Genomic DNA, 18,755 nt, shown 5'->3' with positions numbered 1-18,755 from the left:
CCATACCTTTTGGTCCATGCCTGACAGCAGTTTTGGCATGTTTATCATTACGGCGTTTATCAGCAGTTCACTTACGTTACCCATGCCAACCAGCCTAGCGTCTCGACCCGGTACTGCTCCGAGCGTCTGTACTTTGCCTCACGGCAAAAGCACACCCTGATGGGGACTACATTGTCGGAAAAGCTTCACACCCCACCGTTACCAGTGACGCATGTTTTCCTAGGCTATCGTTGGTCGCACAACGAGTCCGCTGCTATCTCAAAATAAGATAGTTGGACAATGACAGACAGAGTTTCCGCTCGTGTCTCCGGTTTGATGTGAGCGGAGGACTGCAAGGCAGCACGCTCAAAGAGTATTTCCTCCTGTTTTAAGGCAGGAGGAATCCCTGCGGGGATTCATCCCGCAAGGGTAGGCCTAGGGCCTGAGTGGATTCGCTATCTGATGTAGAAGACGGCGCAAATAATGACGACCGTAAAGGCCGATATCATTCCCGCAAATTTCCAAGTCAGTCGATACAAGACGTCATCGAGAGCTTTGGAGATATCTGTCTGACTTGCCGATACATCAGCTTTAAGGGCTAGACGTTTCCGCATAGAGACCTCATCAGTAGTGAAGTAGGCACTCCCAGTCCGAAATTCAGACCATAGCCGCGCTTCTGAGTGCTAAGCGGCTTTGGGGTTCGCTATTGTCGCCGCAGCGACAACGAGTCCTTCTAAGCAGTGGGACCCCTGGGCTGTTTTGTTTCCCGGATTGGCTACCGGGCTATCGGTTTTCTTGGGGAAAACCATTGACGGTGACGTCTCACCGCCAACCTGGAGACACGCTACGCGTGTCGCACAAGATGCGTGATAATAAAGCATGCCCCGCTTGACGGCTAGCGCCGTCGGAGACCCTTGTAATGCCCGAGCAAGATCTACGTTTACAACAGCTGGAAGTCTGGCTGGATGAGCAGTTGCCGATCCTTTTCAACGCTCAGGACTGGGGCCCCGTACCCCCGGCCACATTGACCGCGGCCAGCAGCGACGCGAGTTTCAGGCGTTACTTCCGTTGGGAAGGGGGAGGCCGCACCTTCGTGGTGATGGACGCCCCACCCCCCCAGGAAAACTGCAAACCTTTCGTCGATATCGCATATTTACTGGCGACGTCGGGCATAAATGTTCCAAAAATTTATGCGCAAGATCTGCCGCGCGGCTTTCTTTTGCTCAATGACTTGGGCAAAAAAACCTATCTGGACGTGATCGACGAGCAAAACGCCGATCAATTGTTTGCCGACGCCATCGATGCGTTGCTCGCCTTTCAGCAACTGGCGATGGAGGCGCCGTTGCCAAGCTACGACGTGGCGCTGCTGCGCCGCGAACTGGAGCTGTTCCCCGAGTGGTACGTGCGCCGGCACCTGGGTATCGAGTTGGATACACAGCAGCAGTCCCTGTGGCAGCGCGCCAGCGAGCGGCTGATCGACAGCGCCCTGGCGCAGCCGAAGGTGCTGGTACACCGCGACTTCATGCCGCGCAACCTGATGATCAGCGAACCGAACCCCGGTGTGCTGGATTTCCAGGATGCGGTCTACGGCCCGGTCACTTATGACATCACCTGCCTGTTCAAGGACGCCTTCCTCAGTTGGCCCCAGGCCCGCGTGCGTGAGTGGCAGCGCGGTTATTGGGAGCGTGCGGCGAAACTGGGCATCCCGGTGCAGCCAGACTTCGAAGACTTCCTGCGCGCCAGCGACCTGATGGGCGTGCAGCGGCACCTCAAGGTTATCGGCATCTTCGCGCGCATTTGCCATCGCGATGGCAAGCCCCGCTACCTGGCCGATGTGCCGCGCTTCTTTGCTTATATAGAAGCGGTGTTGGCCGATCGCCCGGAGTTGAGTGAATTGGCTGAGCTGCTGAGCAGTCTGCGTCAGCCTGCAGAGGCCGTTGTATGAAGGCCATGATCCTGGCCGCCGGCAAAGGTGAGCGGATGCGTCCGCTGACCTTGCACACGCCCAAACCGCTGGTACAGGCCGGTGGCAAGCGCCTGATCGAGTATCACCTGGAGGCGCTGGCCAAGGCTGGCTTCACCGATATCGTGATCAACCACGCCTGGCTCGGCCAGCAGATCGAAAGCTACCTGGGGGATGGCGCGCAGTTTGGCGTGCGCATCCGTTATTCCCCGGAGGGCGAGCCACTGGAAACCGGCGGCGGGATCTTCCAGGCCTTGCCGTTACTGGGGGATGCGCCGTTCCTGGTGGTCAATGGCGATATCTGGACCGACTACGACTTCACCCAACTCCAGCAACCGCTGCAGGGCCTGGCTCACCTGGTGATGGTCGACAACCCGGCGCATCACCCCTCGGGCGGGGATTTCTACCTCGATCAGGGTTTGCTTCATGATGCCGCGCCCGGTGCCGATAACCTGACCTTCAGCGGCATTTCCGTGCTGGACCCCAAGTTGTTCGCGGGGTGCGGCGCGGGTGCCTTCAAGCTGGCGCCGCTCTTGCGCGATGCCATGGCGAAAGGTTTGGTAACGGGGGAACACATGGCGGGACGCTGGATTGATGTCGGCACGCTGGAGCGCCTGGCGCAAGTCGAAACCCTGCTCGCAGCGGGGCAGTAGCATGTTGTGGCCAGGGACGCTGATCGGCGCGGGGGCTGGCTTTGCCATTGCCAGTATCCCGGGGGCTTTGTTGGGTGCGCTGTTGGGGCAGGCGCTGGATCGCCGCCTGCAATTGCACAGTTGCGCGCAGTTGCGCGAGCGCCTGGGCGGGCGTGCGGCGCTGCGCAATGACGAATTGTTGTTTGTGTTGCTCGGGCGCTTGGCCAAAAGCAACGGACGGGTGGTGGATGGCCATATCCAGCAGGCGCGCCAGGAGATGCGCTCGCTGGACATGACCGAGTCGGCCCAGCGTCGTGCGATCGCAGCGTTCAACCGTGGCAAGGCCGGCTCCGACCGCATACGCAGTTACCTGCGTGTGCTCAAGGCCCAGCCCCATGCAGCGGAAGGGGTGTTACGCGCGTGCTGGCGGATGGTCTGGGCGGACGGCAGGGCGGATGACGCTGAGCGCGACCTGATCAACCTGTGGGGCAAGTGGTTGGGCTGGACGCCACAACAGCTCAAGGCGCTGGCCGCTGACTACACGCCGGAGCGCAAGCCGCTGGTCAACCGCACCGGTACTTATCAGGACGCCTTGCGCCTGCTTGGCGTGACGGCCACGACGGAGCCTTCGGCGATCAAGCGTGCCTATCGCCGCCTGCTCAGTCGTCACCACCCGGACAAGGTGGCCGGCAGTGGCGCCAGCCCCGCGCAGGTGCGTGAAGCCACCGAGCGTACCCGCGAGTTGCACAATGCCTATGCGTTGATTCGCGAACGGCGGGATTTTCGATAGCCCCACTATTTCAGGGATAACCACAATCCCGCATTGGTTGTGTGGTGTATTCGAAGCGTGCGATCAGTCTACCGTTTTCTGGGGACTCAACCACCCGCGCACCCTTCGATACAACTGCTCTTGCTCGGCAGCGCTGTCGCCGGGCAGGGTCTTCAAGGTCACCTGCTTATACCCGTCATTGTTCAAGCGCTTGGCCGCCTGGGCGCGCTCGCGCGCGTTTTTGCGTGATTGAGCGGTGTCCTGGTAGAACACGTCGGCGGTCGGCAGCTTCAGGCCGGGGGCCAGTTGTTGCACATCCGGATGCCGGCCGGTGGGTGTCTGTGCCGCGACCATGACGAACTTCTGTACCTGGGACGGTTGTTTCTCGCTCAGATAGCGCGCCGCCCACCAGGCGCCAGTGCCATGGCCGAGCAGCACCACGCTGCGTGCGCCCTGGGTCTGTGCGAACGCCACGGCGGCATCGATACGGTCGAAGATGCGCGAGGCGTCGGTCTTGTCCTGCTCCTCGGCGCCCGGCACCACGGCCGGGTCGGTGCCTTCGGCTTCAGCGCCGGCGGCCTGTTCGATCGGCTTGTCGGCGGTGCTCGCGTCCTTGCTGCTGGTATCGACGGCGGCTTTCGGCGCGTCCATGACGCGTGGCGGCAGGGTATCGACGCTGACATCCGGCAGCGACAGGCTGAGGGTGCTCCAGTTGGCGTCCGGCAATTTGTGCCGCAAAGGGCCGATTGCTTGCGGCCAGTCAGCATTTTCGCCGGCGCCCGGTACGATAATCACCACACCTTCGGGTTCGGCGCTGTTCGCCGGTTTCCACAGCGCGAGGAATGAATCGCTGCCCGCCTGCAACTGCTGTTGTTGCTGTTGCGGGATGGTGCGCTCCAGAGCGCTGGCCTCTTCCTGGCTGCGCTGGGGCAGCGGCTGGCGTTCGACGGGTTTTTCGGCGACCGGCTCAGGGGTATCGGCGGCCTGTACAGAAAAGGCGCTGGTAAATAGCAGCGACAGGCACAATGCTGGCAGTGCCGAACGGTGAAAAAAGGGCATCGTTAATTCCCGGCCAGAAATGATTCCAGCAGCCTAATGGGTTGCTCAGTATTTGTCAGTGATGTGAGACGTGGATCATGGGTTTTCGCTGTCTGCTGGTTATCGGCTGTTTGTGCGTTGCCTTGATGGCCAACGCCGCCCCTACGTCTGCGGCACCGCAGGCGCAGCTCAATGCGCAGCAGCGTGACTGGCTGGGCCGGCACCCGGAACTGCGGGTGGGCGTGGTGTTGCAGGCGCCTTATGCGCAATACGATCGCCGGCTGCAGCGCTTGTCCGGGGCGAATGTGGAGTTGATGCAATGGCTGGCCAAAGCGCTGAATATCGAGTTGACCTGGCGTAATTTTCCCAGCCAGGAGCAGTTGGAAGCCGCGGTGCGCGACGATGAAGTCGACATTGCCCCAGGTCTGCAACAAACCCCGGCCGGTCTGCGCCTGTGGTTGTTCAGCGACCCGTATATGCGTGTGCCCCAGCATATCGTCGGCATCCGCGAAGGCGCCGCCGCCGTGGAGCTGGAAAAGCTCGATGACCAATCCCGCGTCGCCGTGCGCATGCCCAGCGCGGTAGCCGATTACTTGCGCAGCACTTACCCCAGCCTCAACCTGCAAGGCGTGCCCATGGAGCGCCAGGCCCTGCAGTTGCTGGTCAGCGAGCAGGCGCGCTATGCCATCGTCGATGAAGCGCAACTGAGCCGCTTGTCCGGCGAAGCGGAGTTTGCCGGCTTGGCGGTGGTGGGGGATATCGGCCTGCCGCAATTGCTGCGGGTGGCCACGCGGCGGGATTGGCCGGAACTGGCCGGCATTATGGAAAGCGCGCTGCGCGCCATCCCTGCCCGCGACCTCGACCAACTGCACAGTCGCTGGCTGCAGCCAAAATACTCACGCTTATCCGAATCCAAAGGCTTTTGGCAAAACCTCAGCCTGCTGCTGGGGCTGTTGTTGCTCGCCAGCCTGGCAACGGTGTTCTGGCAGCGCCGCCAGCAACGCGTGCTGGAACACGACCTGTTGGCCGCCCGCGAAGAAAGTGCCGCCCGTGCCGCCGGTGCCGAGGCGTTGCGGCTGACGCAGTTCTCCATCGATCAAAGCACCGTCGGCATCCTGTGGGTCAACTGGGACAGCCATGTGCGCTACGCCAACCGTGCCGCTGAGAGCATGCTCGGCTACGGCCACGGCGCGCTGATCGAGCGACCTTTGGTCGACCTCGACCCCACGCTGGATATGGACCGCTGGCTCAACCTGTGGAAGCGCGCACGGGCGAGCGAAGAGGGGCCGCAGAACTTCGCCACCGATTGCCTGCGCGCCGACGGCAGCGTGCTGCCGGCCAACGTGTCGTTGAGCTTCCTGCGGTTTGCCGAGGCCGAATACCTGGTGGTCTACCTCAACGATGTCACTGAACTGCGCCGCACCCTGGCCGCCCTGTTGCAAAGTGAGGCGCAACTGCGCGAGCTTTCCGCGCACCTGGAAACCGTGCGTGAAGAAGAAAAGGCCCGCATCGCCCGCGAAGTGCACGACGAACTCGGGCAAATGCTCACAGTGCTCAAGCTGGAAACGTCCATGTGCGAACTGGCCTATGCGCAGTTGGACCCCGGCCTGCACGAACGCCTGAACAGCATGAAGCGCCTGATCGCTCAACTGTTCCAACTGGTGCGTGACGTGGCCACCGCGCTGCGCCCGCCGATTCTCGACGCCGGCATTGCCTCGGCCATCGAATGGCAAGCCCGGCGCTTTGAAGCGCGCACGCATATTCCTTGCCTGGTGCAGGTGCCGGAGAACCTGCCGGCCCTGAGCGACGCCAAGGCCATCGGCCTGTTTCGTATCCTGCAGGAGGCGCTGACCAATGTGATGCGCCATGCCCAGGCGCATACTGTGGAACTGACATTGGCCCTGGAGGGCAGCGATTTGCGCTTGACCATCAGCGACGACGGCGTGGGTTTCGTCCAGGCTGAAGGTCGCGCGGTGTCGTTTGGCCTGGTCGGTATGCGCGAGCGGGTACTGATCATGGGCGGACAATTGAGCCTGCACAGCGAGTTGGGGGAGGGCACCACCCTGAGTGTCACGGTGCCGCTGGATGCCAAACAATAAGAGGAAAGCCCTGTGATCCGCGTACTGGTAGCCGAAGACCACACCATCGTTCGTGAAGGCATCAAGCAATTGATCGGCCTGGCCAAAGACCTGCTTGTGGTGGGCGAGGCGAGCAATGGCGAACAGTTGCTGGAAACCTTGCGCCACGTGCCGTGCGAGGTGGTGTTGCTGGATATCTCGATGCCTGGCGTCAACGGCCTGGAAGCGATTGCACGAATTCGCGCGCTGAGCCACCCGCCGGCAATCCTGGTGCTGTCGATGCACGATGAAGCGCAGATGGCCGCCCGTGCGTTGAAGGTGGGCGCCGCCGGTTACGCCACCAAGGACAGCGACCCGGCATTGCTGCTCACCGCTATTCGCAAGGTCGCGGCGGGCGGGCGCTATATCGACCCGGACCTGGCTGACCGCATGGTTTTCGAAGTCGGTCTCACCGATGCCCGGCCGCTGCATTCGCTGCTTTCGGAGCGCGAGTTCTCGGTGTTCGAGCGCCTGGCGCAGGGCGCCAACGTCAACGACATCGCCCAGCAACTGGCGCTGAGCAGCAAGACCATCAGCACCCACAAGGCGCGGCTGATGCAAAAGCTCAATATCACCTCGTTGGCTGAGCTGGTGAAGTACGCCATGGAGCACAGGCTTTTATAGCGGCATATCCAAAAACGACACCCCGCAGAACACCGCCGGCCCCATTCTTGGCGCTTGCAGATCGCCCTTGCGGCTGCACTGTCCCGTGCCCGTCATCCGTGTAGGGCAATCCCTACCCCCAGCCTTCCATCCGGCTGATGCAAATCTCTCCTGGCCCCCGATTTCCGGGGGCTCTGGCGTGGACTACGCTTGTGCCACAGCAGTCCAAAACACAAAGGTGCGGGTATGAGCGAGGTGGATTCAAATGATGTGCTGGTCAGCTTTCGTGGCGTGCAGAAGAGCTACGACGGCGAGAACCTGATCGTCAAAGACCTCAACCTGGAGATTCGCAAGGGCGAGTTCCTCACCTTGCTCGGGCCTTCAGGTTCCGGCAAGACCACCAGCCTGATGATGCTCGCCGGCTTTGAAACGCCGACCGCTGGTGAGATCCAGCTGGCGGGGCGCTCGATCAACAACGTGCCGCCGCACAAGCGCGACATCGGCATGGTGTTCCAGAACTACGCGTTGTTCCCGCACATGACCGTTTCCGAGAACCTGGCGTTCCCGCTGTCGGTGCGTGGGTTGAGCAAGACCGATATCAGCGAGCGGGTCAAGCGCGTGCTCAGCATGGTCCAGCTTGACGCCTTCGCCCAGCGCTACCCGGCGCAACTGTCCGGCGGCCAGCAACAGCGTGTGGCCCTGGCCCGTGCGCTGGTGTTCGAACCGCAGCTTGTGCTTATGGATGAACCCCTCGGCGCCCTCGACAAGCAACTGCGCGAGCACATGCAGATGGAGATCAAGCACCTGCACCAGCGCCTCGGCGTGACGGTGGTGTACGTGACCCACGACCAGGGCGAAGCCTTGACCATGTCCGACCGCGTGGCGGTGTTTCACCAGGGCGAGATCCAGCAGATCGCCCCGCCGCGCACCTTGTACGAAGAACCCAGGAACACCTTCGTGGCCAACTTCATCGGCGAGAACAACCGCCTCAACGGCCGCCTGCACAGCCACAGCGGCGAGCGCTGCGTGGTGGAGTTGGCGCGCGGCGAGAAGGTTGAAGCGCTGGCGGTGAATGTCGGCCAGCTCGGCGGCCCGGTGACGCTGTCGGTGCGTCCGGAGCGCGTCAGCCTCAACGGCTCCAGCGAAAGCTGCGTCAACCGCTTCTCCGGGAGGGTGGCGGAATTCATCTACCTGGGCGACCACGTGCGTGTGCGCCTGGAAGTCTGCGGCAAGACCGATTTTTTTGTGAAACAACCGATTGCCGAGCTGGACCCGGCCCTGGCGGTCGGCGACGTGGTACCGATTGGCTGGCAAGTCGAGCACGTTCGCGCGCTCGACCCACTTCTAGAGGCGAATTGATCGCCCCCATGGCTTCACCAACCCTGCACGTGGAGAGAACAACAATGTTGAAATCCCTTAAGTATTCAGCGCTCGCCCTCGGTTTGATGGGTGCGACACAGGCCATGGCCGGCCCGGACCTGACAGTGGTGTCTTTTGGTGGCGCGAACAAGGCGGCCCAGGTCAAGGCGTTCTACGCGCCGTGGGAAAGCGCGGGTAACGGCAAGATCGTCGCCGGCGAGTACAACGGTGAGATGGCCAAGGTCAAAGCCATGGTCGACACCAAGAGCGTGTCCTGGGACCTGGTGGAAGTGGAATCGCCGGAACTGTCCCGTGGTTGCGACGAAGACATGTTCGAACCGCTCGACCCGAAACTGTTCGGCGACAGCGCCAACTACGTGAAGGGCGCGATCCAGCCCTGTGGCGTGGGCTTCTTCGTGTGGTCGACCGTGCTGGCGTACAACGCCGACAAATTGGCTTCCGCACCCACCAGCTGGGCGGATTTCTGGGACACCAAGAAATTCCCGGGCAAGCGCGGCCTGCGTAAAGGCGCCAAGTACACCCTGGAATTCGCTCTGATGGCCGACGGCGTAGCGCCGAAAGACGTCTACAAAGTACTGGCCGGCAAGGATGGCCAGGACCGTGCGTTCAAGAAGCTCGACGAACTCAAGCCGTCGATCCAATGGTGGGAAGCCGGCGCACAACCGCCACAGTACCTGGCCTCGGGCGACGTGGTGATGAGTTCGGCCTACAACGGCCGTATCGCCGCTGTGCAAAAGGAAAGCAACCTGAAAGTGGTGTGGAACGGCGGCATCTACGACTTTGACGCCTGGGCCATCCCTAAAGGCCTGGCCAAGGACCGTGCGGAAGCGGCGAAGAAATTCATCGCCTTCTCGGTCGCGCCGCAGCAGCAGAAGACCTACTCGGAAAACATCGCCTACGGCCCGGCCAACACCCAAGCCGTTGCGTTGCTGGCCAAGGACATCCTCAAGGACATGCCGACCACGCCGGAAAACATCGCCAACCAGGTCCAGATCGATGTGAGCTTCTGGGCGGATAACGGCGAACAGCTCGAGCAGCGCTTCAACTCCTGGGCTGCCAAGTAACCAGCAGCACCGCTGAACCCCTGTGGGAGGGGCGGTGCGACGATTCGACTTGCTCCCGATGGCAGACTGTCAGGCAATACACAGGCTGACGGATCCACCGCTATCGGGAGCAAGCCCCCTCCCACAAGGGTGTGCATTTATCTTCAATATCCGGAGTCAGCCATGGCCATCGCCGTTCCCTCGAACGAGGTCAACAGCCCCACCCTCAAGCAGCGCCTGGCGCGTGCCGAGCGGCTTAACCGCTGGAAGGCCCAGGCCTTGATTGCGCCGCTGGTGCTGTTCTTGCTGCTGGTGTTCCTGGTGCCGATCGTTGCGCTGTTGTTCAAGAGCGTCGGCAACCCGGAAGTGGTGGGCGGCTTGCCGCGTACCGTGGCGGCGGTGACGGCCTGGGACGGGCGTGGCCTGCCGGGCGAGCCGGTGTACCAAGCCCTCAGTGAAGACCTGGGTGAAGCACGTAAAAACCAGACCTTGGGCGATTTGTCCAAGCGCTTGAACATGGAACTGGCCGGCTACCGCAGCCTGCTGACCAAAACCGCGCGGGCGCTGCCGTTTACCGAAGCGCCGGCCTCTTATAAAGAAGCGCTGGAAACCCTCGACGAACGTTGGGGTGACCCGGCGTACTGGCAGGCGATCCGGCGCAATACCAGCAGCCTGACGCCGTACTACCTGCTGGCGGCCGTCGATCACCGCATCGACGACCTCGGCGAAATCGCCCCGGCCACGCCCGACCAGGCGATCTACCTGGACATTTTCGCCCGCACCTTCTGGATGGGCCTGGTCATCACGGTCATTTGCCTGCTGCTGGCCTATCCCCTGGCTTACCTGCTGGCCAACCTGCCGGCGCGTAAAAGCAATTTGCTGATGATTTTGGTGTTGCTGCCGTTCTGGACCTCGATCCTGGTGCGGGTTGCTGCGTGGATCGTGCTGCTGCAATCGGGTGGCCTGATCAACAGCGCGTTGATGGGCATGGGCCTGATCGACAAGCCTCTGGAACTGGTGTTCAACCGCACCGGGGTGTACATCTCGATGGTGCATATCCTGCTGCCGTTCATGATCCTGCCGATCTACAGCGTGATGAAGGGCATCTCACCCACCTACATGCGAGCGGCGATTTCCCTGGGCTGCCACCCGTTCACCAGCTTCTGGCGCGTGTATTTCCCGCAGACGTATGCAGGCGTTGGCGCCGGTTGCCTGTTGGTGTTCATTCTGGCAATCGGCTACTACATCACCCCGGCCTTGCTGGGCAGCCCGAACGACCAGATGGTCAGCTACTTCGTGGCCTTCTATACCAACACCAGCATCAACTGGGGCATGGCGACGGCCTTGGGCGGATTGCTGCTGCTGGCGACCGTGGTGCTGTACCTGATCTACAACCGACTGGTCGGCGCCAGCCGCCTGCGCCTGAGCTGAGGAGACCTTGCGATGCTGAGCCCTTATATGTCCCCCGTGGAACGGGTGTGGTTCTACAGCTTGCGGATTCTCTGCGGCTTGATCCTGCTGTTCCTGATATTGCCCGTGCTGGTGATCATCCCGTTGTCGTTCAACAGCGGCAGTTTCCTGGTGTACCCGCTGCAGGGCTTTTCGTTGCAGTGGTACCACGATTTCTTTGCCTCGGCCGAATGGATGCGTGCGTTGAAAAACAGCATTATCGTCGCCCCGGCGGCGACGGTGCTGGCGATGGTGTTCGGCACCTTGGCGGCGATTGGCCTGACCCGTGGGAATTTCCCCGGCAAGGCGCTGGTGATGGCCCTGGTGATTTCGCCGATGGTGGTGCCGGTGGTAATCATCGGTGTTGCCAGCTACCTGTTCTTTGCGCCGCTGGGCCTGGGTAACAGCTTTTTCTCATTGATCGTAGTGCACGCGGTGTTGGGCGTGCCGTTTGTGATCATCACCGTGTCGGCGACCTTGCAGGGTTTCAACCATAACTTGGTGCGGGCGGCGGCCAGCCTGGGGGCTTCGCCCTTGACTGCGTTTCGTCGGGTGACGCTGCCGTTGATCGCACCGGGGGTGATTTCCGGGGCGCTGTTTGCATTCGCGACCTCGTTCGATGAGGTGGTGGTCACGCTGTTCCTCGCCGGCCCGGAGCAAGCGACCCTGCCACGCCAGATGTTCAGCGGTATCCGCGAGAACCTCAGCCCGACGATCGCGGCGGCGGCGACCTTACTGATCGCGTTCTCGGTGTTGCTGTTGCTGACGCTGGAATGGTTGCGCGGCCGTAGCGAGAAACTGCGCACCGCCCAGGTTTAAAGCCAAGCCGAGATCAACATGTGGGAGGGAGCCCCCTCCCACAGGGGTGTGTTGAACTGCGAAGACCATTCAGCCGCTGAATGGCAGACAACCCCAATGCATCAGCTACTCTTGTGCCAGCCCATCACAGAGAAGAGGCCGCGCACATGAGTACTTCCTCATTCAAGATCGCCCACAAACTGCTGACCGGCGCCGGCGCCATCGAGCAACTGGCCGCCGAGCTGACCCGCCTGGATGTGGACAACCCGCTCATCGTCACGGATGCGGTGCTGGTCAAATCCGGCACCGTCGCCTTGGCCCTCGAACACCTGGGCGAGCGCAGCTACGAAATCTTCGACCGCGTGCTGCCCGACCCGGAAATCGCCATCGTCGAAGACTGCATGCAGGCCTACCGCGACGGCGGGCACGACGGCCTGATCGGCCTGGGCGGCGGCAGTGCCATCGATATCGCTAAAAGCGTGGCGGCCTATGCCGGTTACCACGGTGCTCTGGCGGATTTGTTCGGTATCGATCAGGTGCCGCGCAAGGGACCACCGTTGATCGCGATTCCGACCACGGCCGGCACCGGCTCGGAAGTGACCAATGTGGCGATTCTCTCCGACAAAGTCGCGCAGTTGAAAAAAGGCATCGTCAGCGATTACCTGTTGCCGGACGTGGCGCTGATCAGCCCGCAAATGACCTTGACCTGCCCGCGCAGCGTCACCGCCGCCAGCGGCGTGGACGCGTTGGTGCATGCCGTTGAATCCTACCTGTCGCTGAACGCCTCGCCGATCACCGATGCGTTGGCTATCGGTGCGATCAAGCTGATCGCCAAGGCGCTGCCCAAGGCCTACGCCAACCCCGCCCATTTACAAGCCCGGGACGACATGGCCACCGCCAGCCTGATGGCCGGCATGGCCTTTGGTAACGCCGGGGTGGGCGCGGTGCATGCGTTGGCCTATCCGCTGGGCGGGCGTTTCAATATTGCCCACGGCGTGAGCAATGCGCTGCTGCTGCCCTACGTGATGCACTGGAACAAGCTCGCCTGTGTCGAACGCATGCAGGACATTGCCCAGGCCATGGGCGTGAATACCCTCGGGTTGAGTGTCAACGAGGCTGCCGACCGTGCGGTCGAGGCCATGACGCAACTTTGCGCCGCAGTAGAGATCCCGGCAGGCCTGCGCAGTTTCGGCATTCCCGAGGATGCGATCCCGGCCATGGCCGCCGAAGCCGCGGGGATCGATCGGCTGATGCGCAACAACCCGCGCAAGCTCAGCGTGGCGGATATCGAGAAAATCTACCGGGCCGCTTACTAGCCATTGAGCCAGCTCACGGTGCGCGCAACAAAGCATGAGGTATACAATGCGCGCCATCGTGATTTAGCTCAGAAAAGGTGCGTCATGCAGCCCTTCGTCATTGCCCCATCGATTCTCTCCGCCGATTTCGCCCGCCTGGGTGAGGAAGTGGACAACGTGTTGGCCTCCGGTGCCGATTTCGTGCACTTCGATGTCATGGACAACCACTATGTGCCCAACCTGACCATCGGCCCGATGGTCTGCGCGGCGCTGCGCAAATACGGCATCACCGCGCCGATCGACGCGCACCTGATGGTCAGCCCGGTGGACCGCATCATCGGTGATTTCATCGAGGCCGGCGCGACCTACATCACCTTCCACCCGGAAGCCTCGCTGCACGTCGACCGCACTCTGCAACTGATCCGCGAAGGCGGTTGCAAGGCGGGGCTGGTGTTCAACCCGGCCACCCCGCTGGACGTGCTCAAGTACGTGATGGACAAGGTCGACATGGTGTTGCTGATGAGCGTCAACCCCGGTTTCGGCGGGCAGAAGTTCATTCCCGGCACCCTCGACAAGCTGCGTGAAGCCCGCGCGTTGATCGATGCCTCGGGTCGCGAGATTCGCCTGGAAATCGACGGTGGGGTGAACGTCAACAATATCCGTGAAATCGCTGCCGCCGGCGCTGACACGTTTGTGGCCGGCTCGGCCATCTTCAATGCGCCGAACTACCAGGAAGTCATCGACAAGATGCGTGCCGAACTGGCTTTGGCGCGTCCATGAGCGGCTTTGAGCAGTTGTTCCCCGGCAAACTGCCACGGCTGGTGATGTTCGATCTGGACGGTACCTTGATCGACTCTGTGCCGGACCTGGCGGCGGCGGTGGACCAGATGCTGCTCAAGCTGGGGCGCCCGCCCGCGGGGCTCGAATCGGTACGCGACTGGGTCGGCAACGGCGCGCCGATGCTCGTGCGCCGGGCCCTGGCCAACCACATCGATGCCGACGGTGTCGACGAGGTGGAGGCCGAACATGCCCTGGAGTTGTTCAACGCCGCCTATGAAGGCGACCATGAGCTGACCGTGGTTTACCCCGGCGTACGTGACACCCTCAAGTGGCTGAGCAAGCAGGGCGTGGAAATGGCCCTGATCACCAACAAGCCGGAGCGCTTCGTCGCACCGCTGTTGGACCAGATGAAAATCGGCCGTTATTTCCGTTGGATCATCGGCGGCGATACCTTGCCGCAGAAGAAGCCCGACCCGGCGGCGCTGTTTTTCGTGATGAAAATGGCCAATATCCCGGCGTCCCAGTCGTTGTTCGTCGGCGATTCGCGCAGTGATGTGCTGGCGGCAAAAGCGGCGGGCGTGCAGTGCGTAGCCTTGAGCTACGGCTATAACCATGGCCGGCCGATTGCCGAGGAATCGCCGGCGCTGGTGATTGATGACCTGCGACTGCTAATCCCCGGTTGCTTGGGAGCGGGCGCTGAGATAACGTTGCCCGATACCGATCCGTCCCCTTCTGGAAATTCCATCGTGGTGGTCACTCGCAAACTCTGGATGAAAGTCATCAAGGCCCTGGCCCGCTGGCGTTGGCGCGCCTGACTGATCCTGGCCGCGCCATGCGGCACGTTTGCCTACCTGACTGTTAGACCCTCACACCACGAGGCACCTCATGATCCGCGAAGAATTCCTGCGTTTGGCCGCTGCCGGCTATAACCGTATTCCCCTGGCCTGCGAAACCCTGGCCGACTTCGACACGCCGCTGTCGATCTACCTAAAACTGGCCGACGAGCCCAATTCCTATCTGCTGGAATCGGTGCAGGGCGGCGAGAAGTGGGGCCGTTACTCGATCATCGGTCTGCCATGCCGCACGGTAATGCGGGTGCATGACCATCACGTGAGCATCACCCACGATGGCATCGAGATCGAAAGCCATGATGTAGAAGACCCGCTGGCCTTTGTCGAAACCTTCAAGGCGCGCTACAACGTGCCGACGATCCCTGGCCTGCCGCGTTTCAATGGTGGCCTGGTGGGGTATTTCGGCTACGACTGCGTGCGTTATGTGGAAAAACGCCTGGGAAAATGCCCGAACCCCGACCCACTGGGCGTGCCGGACATTCTGCTGATGGTGTCCGACGCGGTGGTGGTGTTCGACAACCTCGCCGGCAAGATGCACGCCATCGTGCTGGCCGATCCGGCTCAGGCGGATGCGTTCGAGAGCGGTCAGGCCAGCCTCGAAGCCCTGCTGGAAAAACTGCGCCAGCCGATCACCCCGCGTCGCGGCCTGGACCTCAGCCGTCCGCCGGCGGCCGACCCGATCTTTCGTTCGAGCTTTACCCAGGATGACTACGAGCGCGCCGTCGACACCATCAAGGAATATATCCTCGCTGGTGACTGCATGCAGGTGGTGCCGTCCCAGCGCATGTCCATCGACTTCAAGGCGGCGCCCATCGACCTATACCGGGCGCTGCGCTGCTTCAACCCGACGCCGTACATGTACTTCTTCAACTTTGGCGACTTCCACGTGGTGGGCAGTTCGCCGGAAGTGCTGGTGCGCGTCGAAGACAATCTGATCACCGTGCGCCCGATTGCCGGTACACGCCCACGCGGCGCGACCGAAGAAGCGGACATGGCACTGGAAGAAGACCTGCTGAGCGACGACAAGGAAATCGCCGAGCACCTGATGCTGATCGACCTTGGCCGCAACGACACCGGGCGCGTCTCGGAAATCGGCTCGGTGAAACTGACCGAAAAGATGGTCATCGAGCGCTACTCCAACGTGATGCACATCGTGTCCAACGTCACCGGTGAGCTGAAAGCCGGCTTGACCGCGATGGACGCCTTGCGCGCCATTTTGCCGGCCGGCACCTTGTCGGGCGCGCCGAAGATCCGCGCGATGGAAATCATCGACGAACTGGAGCCGGTCAAACGCGGCGTCTACGGCGGCGCCGTGGGGTATTTCGCCTGGAACGGCAACATGGACACCGCCATTGCGATCCGCACGGCAGTGATCAAGGACGGGGAGCTGCATGTGCAGGCCGGTGGCGGGATCGTCGCCGACTCAGTGCCGGCCCTCGAATGGGAAGAAACCCTGAACAAGCGCCGCGCGATGTTCCGCGCCGTAGCGCTGGCTGAACAGACCCCCAATTCCTGAGGTTTCCCCCATGTTGCTGATGATTGATAACTACGACTCCTTTACCTACAACGTCGTGCAGTACCTGGGCGAGCTGGGTGCCGAGGTCAAGGTGGTGCGCAACGACGAACTCAGCGTGGCGCAAATTGCTGCGCTGAACCCCGAACGCATCGTGGTTTCGCCGGGCCCGTGCACGCCGACCGAGGCGGGTATTTCCCTCGAGGCTATCCAGTACTTCGCCGGCAAACTGCCGATCCTGGGCGTGTGCCTGGGCCATCAGTCCATCGGCCAGGCGTTTGGCGGTGACGTGGTGCGCGCGCGCCAGGTGATGCACGGCAAGACCAGCCCGGTGTTCCATAAGAACACGGGCGTGTTTCAAGGCCTTAACTTGCCGGTCACGGTGACCCGCTACCATTCGCTGGTAGTCAAGCGCGAAACCCTGCCTGAATGCCTGGAACTGACAGCCTGGACCCAACTGGAAGACGGCTCCGTCGACGAGATCATGGGCCTGCGTCACAAGACACTTAATATCGAAGGGGTGCAATTTCACCCCGAGTCGATCCTGACCGAGCAGGGCTACGAGCTGTTCGCCAACTTTCTCAAGCAGAGCGGCGGCACGCGCTAAGGACTTTCCATGGATATCAAGACTGCCCTGAGCCGTATCGTCGGCCATCTGGACCTGAGCACCGCTGAAATGAGCGATGTGATGCGCGAGATCATGACCGGTCAATGCACCGACGCGCAGATCGGCGCGTTCATGATGGCCATGCGCATGAAGAGCGAAAGCATCGACGAAATCGTCGGCGCCGTCTCGGTGATGCGTGAGCTGGCGGACAAAGTTGAACTCAAGACCCTCGACGGTGTGGTTGACGTGGTCGGCACCGGCGGTGACGGTGCGAATATCTTCAACGTGTCGACGGCTTCGTCCTTTGTAGTGGCGGCGGCGGGTTGCACCGTGGCCAAGCATGGTAACCGTGCGGTGTCCGGCAAGAGCGGCAGTGCCGACCTGCTGGAAGCGGCCGGCATCTACCTGAACCTGACGCCCGTGCAAGTGGCGCGTTGCATCGATAACGTCGGCATCGGCTTCATGTTTGCCCAGTCCCACCACGGCGCAATGAAGCACGCCGCCGGCCCGCGCAAAGACTTGGGCCTGCGCACCTTGTTCAACATGCTCGGCCCGCTTACGAATCCGGCCGGTGTGAAGCACCAGGTGGTGGGCGTATTCAGCCAGGCGTTGTGCCGGCCATTGGCTGAGGTGCTGCAGCGCATGGGCAGCAAGCATGTGCTGGTGGTGCACTCCAAAGACGGCCTGGACGAATTCAGTCTGGCCGCGCCGACTTTTGTGGCGGAACTGAAGGATGACCAGATCAGCGAATATTGGGTCGAGCCTGAAGACTTGGGCATGAAAAGCCAGAGCCTGCACGGTCTGGCGGTGGAAAGCCCGGCGGCGTCGCTGGAGTTGATTCGCGACGCCTTGGGGCGGCGCAAGACCGAGAACGGTCAAAAGGCTGCAGAGATGATTGTTCTCAATGCTGGCGCGGCACTTTACGCCGCCGACCATGCCTATAGTCTTAAGGAAGGTGTCGCGTTGGCCCACGATGCGCTGCACACCGGTCTGGCTCGCGAAAAGCTCGAAGAGCTGGGAGCATTCACCGCAGTATTCAAGATGGAGAATGAAGGATGAGTGTGCCGACCGTTCTGGAAAAGATCCTGGCCCGCAAGGCCGAAGAAGTCGCCGAGCGCCGTGCCCGCGTGAGCCTGGCCGAGCTTGAAACCTTGGCGAAAAGCGCCGGTGCATCGCGCGGGTTTGCCAATGCCTTGATCGCTCAGGCCAAGCTCAAGCAGCCGGCCGTTATCGCTGAGATCAAGAAGGCTTCGCCGAGCAAAGGCGTGATCCGAGAGCACTTCGTACCGGCTGAAATCGCGGCCAGCTACGAGAAGGGCGGCGCGACTTGCCTGTCCGTTTTGACCGATATCGATTTCTTCCAGGGTTCCGATCTGTTCCTGCAACAGGCTCGCGCGGCGTGCAAATTGCCGGTGATCCGCAAGGACTTCATGGTCGACCCGTATCAGATCGTTGAAGCGCGTGCCCTGGGCGCCGACTGCGTGTTGCTGATCGTCTCCGCACTGGATGACGTGAAGCTGGCCGAGCTGGCGGCCGTGGCCAAAAGCGTCGGCCTCGACGTGTTGGTGGAAGTGCATGACGGTGATGAGCTGGAACGCGCATTGAAAACCCTCGACACGCCGCTGATGGGGGTGAACAACCGTAACCTGCACACCTTTGACGTCAGCCTGGAAACTACCCTCGACCTGTTGCCGCGTATTCCGCGCGACCGTCTGGTGATCACCGAGAGCGGCATCGTCAATCGCGCCGATGTGGAGCTGATGGAAATCAGCGGCGTGTATTCGTTCCTGGTGGGTGAGACGTTCATGCGTGCCGAGAGTCCTGGGGCAGAGCTGCAACGCCTGTTCTTCCCGGAGCGTGGTGTGGCGGTGAGTGGTTCGACCCTGGACTGATCAGAAACACGGTCAAAACTTGAAATGCAGTCAAAATGTGGGAGGG

The 18,755-nt window shown here is 61.7% G+C and carries 17 protein-coding genes; 16 read left to right on the top strand and 1 reads right to left on the bottom strand.

The features are described 5' to 3' along the window. Nucleotides 1-898: 898 nt before the first annotated feature. Genes PSH66_RS27150 through PSH66_RS27140 form a run of 3 tightly spaced genes read left to right on the top strand, consistent with a single transcriptional unit; the run spans nt 899 to nt 3,364 of the window. Nucleotides 899-1,924: an aminoglycoside phosphotransferase family protein gene (locus tag PSH66_RS27150; RefSeq protein ID WP_305427982.1), complete on the top strand. Its 1,026-nt coding sequence runs from the start codon at nt 899-901 to the stop codon at nt 1,922-1,924. Then, a complete protein-coding gene (gene murU / locus PSH66_RS27145) occupies nt 1,921-2,595 on the top strand; it encodes an N-acetylmuramate alpha-1-phosphate uridylyltransferase MurU (protein ID WP_042945360.1) in 675 nt (224 codons plus the stop codon). Before PSH66_RS27150 ends, murU begins: the two co-directional genes overlap by 4 nt. Before the next feature lies 1 nt (nt 2,596). Beyond that, entirely contained in the window at nt 2,597-3,364 is a 768-nt protein-coding gene (locus tag PSH66_RS27140; protein ID WP_305427981.1) for a TerB family tellurite resistance protein, read from the top strand. A 63-nt stretch (nt 3,365-3,427) separates the two neighbouring features. Here PSH66_RS27140 and PSH66_RS27135 read toward each other — a convergent pair whose 3' ends face one another. Further along, complete coding sequence (locus PSH66_RS27135; RefSeq protein WP_305427980.1) at nt 3,428-4,402, bottom strand: alpha/beta hydrolase family protein; 975 nt, start codon at nt 4,400-4,402, stop codon at nt 3,428-3,430. 77 nt (nt 4,403-4,479) lie between these two features. Here PSH66_RS27135 and PSH66_RS27130 point away from each other — a divergent pair, with 77 nt between their 5' ends. The 13 genes from PSH66_RS27130 to trpC all read left to right on the top strand — a co-directional run bounded on the left by PSH66_RS27130 (nt 4,480) and on the right by trpC (nt 18,709). Continuing rightward, complete coding sequence (locus tag PSH66_RS27130) at nt 4,480-6,480, top strand: transporter substrate-binding domain-containing protein (RefSeq protein WP_003176467.1); 2,001 nt, start codon at nt 4,480-4,482, stop codon at nt 6,478-6,480. Nucleotides 6,481-6,492: 12 nt separating this feature from the next. Beyond that, nucleotides 6,493-7,122: a response regulator transcription factor gene (locus PSH66_RS27125; RefSeq protein WP_003176466.1), complete on the top strand. Its 630-nt coding sequence runs from the start codon at nt 6,493-6,495 to the stop codon at nt 7,120-7,122. A 225-nt stretch (nt 7,123-7,347) separates the two neighbouring features. Beyond that, nucleotides 7,348-8,460, top strand: coding sequence for an ABC transporter ATP-binding protein (locus PSH66_RS27120; protein WP_003176465.1), 1,113 nt, complete (start codon nt 7,348-7,350; stop codon nt 8,458-8,460). A 44-nt stretch (nt 8,461-8,504) separates the two neighbouring features. Further along, nucleotides 8,505-9,545, top strand: a complete 1,041-nt coding sequence (locus tag PSH66_RS27115) for an ABC transporter substrate-binding protein (protein WP_305427979.1) — start codon at nt 8,505-8,507, stop codon at nt 9,543-9,545. A gap of 162 nt (nt 9,546-9,707) precedes the next feature. Beyond that, a complete protein-coding gene (locus PSH66_RS27110; RefSeq protein ID WP_305427978.1) occupies nt 9,708-10,955 on the top strand; it encodes an ABC transporter permease in 1,248 nt (415 codons plus the stop codon). 12 nt (nt 10,956-10,967) lie between these two features. Then, nucleotides 10,968-11,792 carry an ABC transporter permease gene (locus PSH66_RS27105; RefSeq protein WP_003176462.1) on the top strand — a complete coding sequence of 275 codons (825 nt, stop codon included), beginning with the start codon at nt 10,968-10,970 and terminating at the stop codon, nt 11,790-11,792. A 146-nt stretch (nt 11,793-11,938) separates the two neighbouring features. Continuing rightward, nucleotides 11,939-13,087, top strand: coding sequence for an iron-containing alcohol dehydrogenase (locus tag PSH66_RS27100; protein WP_003176461.1), 1,149 nt, complete (start codon nt 11,939-11,941; stop codon nt 13,085-13,087). A gap of 84 nt (nt 13,088-13,171) precedes the next feature. Beyond that, nucleotides 13,172-13,846 carry a ribulose-phosphate 3-epimerase gene (gene rpe / locus PSH66_RS27095; RefSeq protein WP_003176460.1) on the top strand — a complete coding sequence of 225 codons (675 nt, stop codon included), beginning with the start codon at nt 13,172-13,174 and terminating at the stop codon, nt 13,844-13,846. Next, nucleotides 13,843-14,661, top strand: coding sequence for a phosphoglycolate phosphatase (locus PSH66_RS27090; protein ID WP_003176459.1), 819 nt, complete (start codon nt 13,843-13,845; stop codon nt 14,659-14,661). The genes rpe and PSH66_RS27090 overlap by 4 nt, the downstream gene beginning before the upstream one ends. Nucleotides 14,662-14,731: 70 nt before the next feature. Then, a complete protein-coding gene (gene trpE, locus PSH66_RS27085) occupies nt 14,732-16,213 on the top strand; it encodes an anthranilate synthase component I (RefSeq protein ID WP_305427977.1) in 1,482 nt (493 codons plus the stop codon). A 10-nt stretch (nt 16,214-16,223) separates the two neighbouring features. Beyond that, a complete protein-coding gene (locus tag PSH66_RS27080) occupies nt 16,224-16,817 on the top strand; it encodes an aminodeoxychorismate/anthranilate synthase component II (protein ID WP_003176457.1) in 594 nt (197 codons plus the stop codon). Nucleotides 16,818-16,826: 9 nt separating this feature from the next. Next, nucleotides 16,827-17,876, top strand: a complete 1,050-nt coding sequence (gene trpD / locus PSH66_RS27075) for an anthranilate phosphoribosyltransferase (RefSeq protein WP_003176456.1) — start codon at nt 16,827-16,829, stop codon at nt 17,874-17,876. After that, nucleotides 17,873-18,709, top strand: a complete 837-nt coding sequence (gene trpC / locus PSH66_RS27070; protein WP_305427976.1) for an indole-3-glycerol phosphate synthase TrpC — start codon at nt 17,873-17,875, stop codon at nt 18,707-18,709. Before trpD ends, trpC begins: the two co-directional genes overlap by 4 nt. The last annotated feature ends 46 nt before the right edge of the window (nt 18,710-18,755 follow it).

The organism is Pseudomonas sp. FP597, assembly GCF_030687435.1.
Lineage (GTDB): Bacteria > Pseudomonadota > Gammaproteobacteria > Pseudomonadales > Pseudomonadaceae > Aquipseudomonas > Aquipseudomonas lactucae.
This window is presented reverse-complemented; position numbering and strand designations above follow the sequence as displayed.

Coding starts and splice junctions, on each gene's coding strand:
- PSH66_RS27130 (WP_003176467.1), top strand. CDS start 4,480: ATGGGTTTTCGCTGTCTGCTGGTTATCGGCTGTTTGTGCGTTGCCTTG.
- PSH66_RS27140 (WP_305427981.1), top strand. CDS start 2,597: ATGTTGTGGCCAGGGACGCTGATCGGCGCGGGGGCTGGCTTTGCCATT.
- murU (WP_042945360.1), top strand. CDS start 1,921: ATGAAGGCCATGATCCTGGCCGCCGGCAAAGGTGAGCGGATGCGTCCG.
- rpe (WP_003176460.1), top strand. CDS start 13,172: ATGCAGCCCTTCGTCATTGCCCCATCGATTCTCTCCGCCGATTTCGCC.
- PSH66_RS27105 (WP_003176462.1), top strand. CDS start 10,968: ATGCTGAGCCCTTATATGTCCCCCGTGGAACGGGTGTGGTTCTACAGC.
- trpE (WP_305427977.1), top strand. CDS start 14,732: ATGATCCGCGAAGAATTCCTGCGTTTGGCCGCTGCCGGCTATAACCGT.
- trpD (WP_003176456.1), top strand. CDS start 16,827: ATGGATATCAAGACTGCCCTGAGCCGTATCGTCGGCCATCTGGACCTG.
- PSH66_RS27115 (WP_305427979.1), top strand. CDS start 8,505: ATGTTGAAATCCCTTAAGTATTCAGCGCTCGCCCTCGGTTTGATGGGT.
- PSH66_RS27100 (WP_003176461.1), top strand. CDS start 11,939: ATGAGTACTTCCTCATTCAAGATCGCCCACAAACTGCTGACCGGCGCC.
- trpC (WP_305427976.1), top strand. CDS start 17,873: ATGAGTGTGCCGACCGTTCTGGAAAAGATCCTGGCCCGCAAGGCCGAA.
- PSH66_RS27080 (WP_003176457.1), top strand. CDS start 16,224: ATGTTGCTGATGATTGATAACTACGACTCCTTTACCTACAACGTCGTG.
- PSH66_RS27135 (WP_305427980.1), bottom strand. CDS start 4,402: ATGCCCTTTTTTCACCGTTCGGCACTGCCAGCATTGTGCCTGTCGCTG.
- PSH66_RS27110 (WP_305427978.1), top strand. CDS start 9,708: ATGGCCATCGCCGTTCCCTCGAACGAGGTCAACAGCCCCACCCTCAAG.
- PSH66_RS27090 (WP_003176459.1), top strand. CDS start 13,843: ATGAGCGGCTTTGAGCAGTTGTTCCCCGGCAAACTGCCACGGCTGGTG.
- PSH66_RS27120 (WP_003176465.1), top strand. CDS start 7,348: ATGAGCGAGGTGGATTCAAATGATGTGCTGGTCAGCTTTCGTGGCGTG.
- PSH66_RS27150 (WP_305427982.1), top strand. CDS start 899: ATGCCCGAGCAAGATCTACGTTTACAACAGCTGGAAGTCTGGCTGGAT.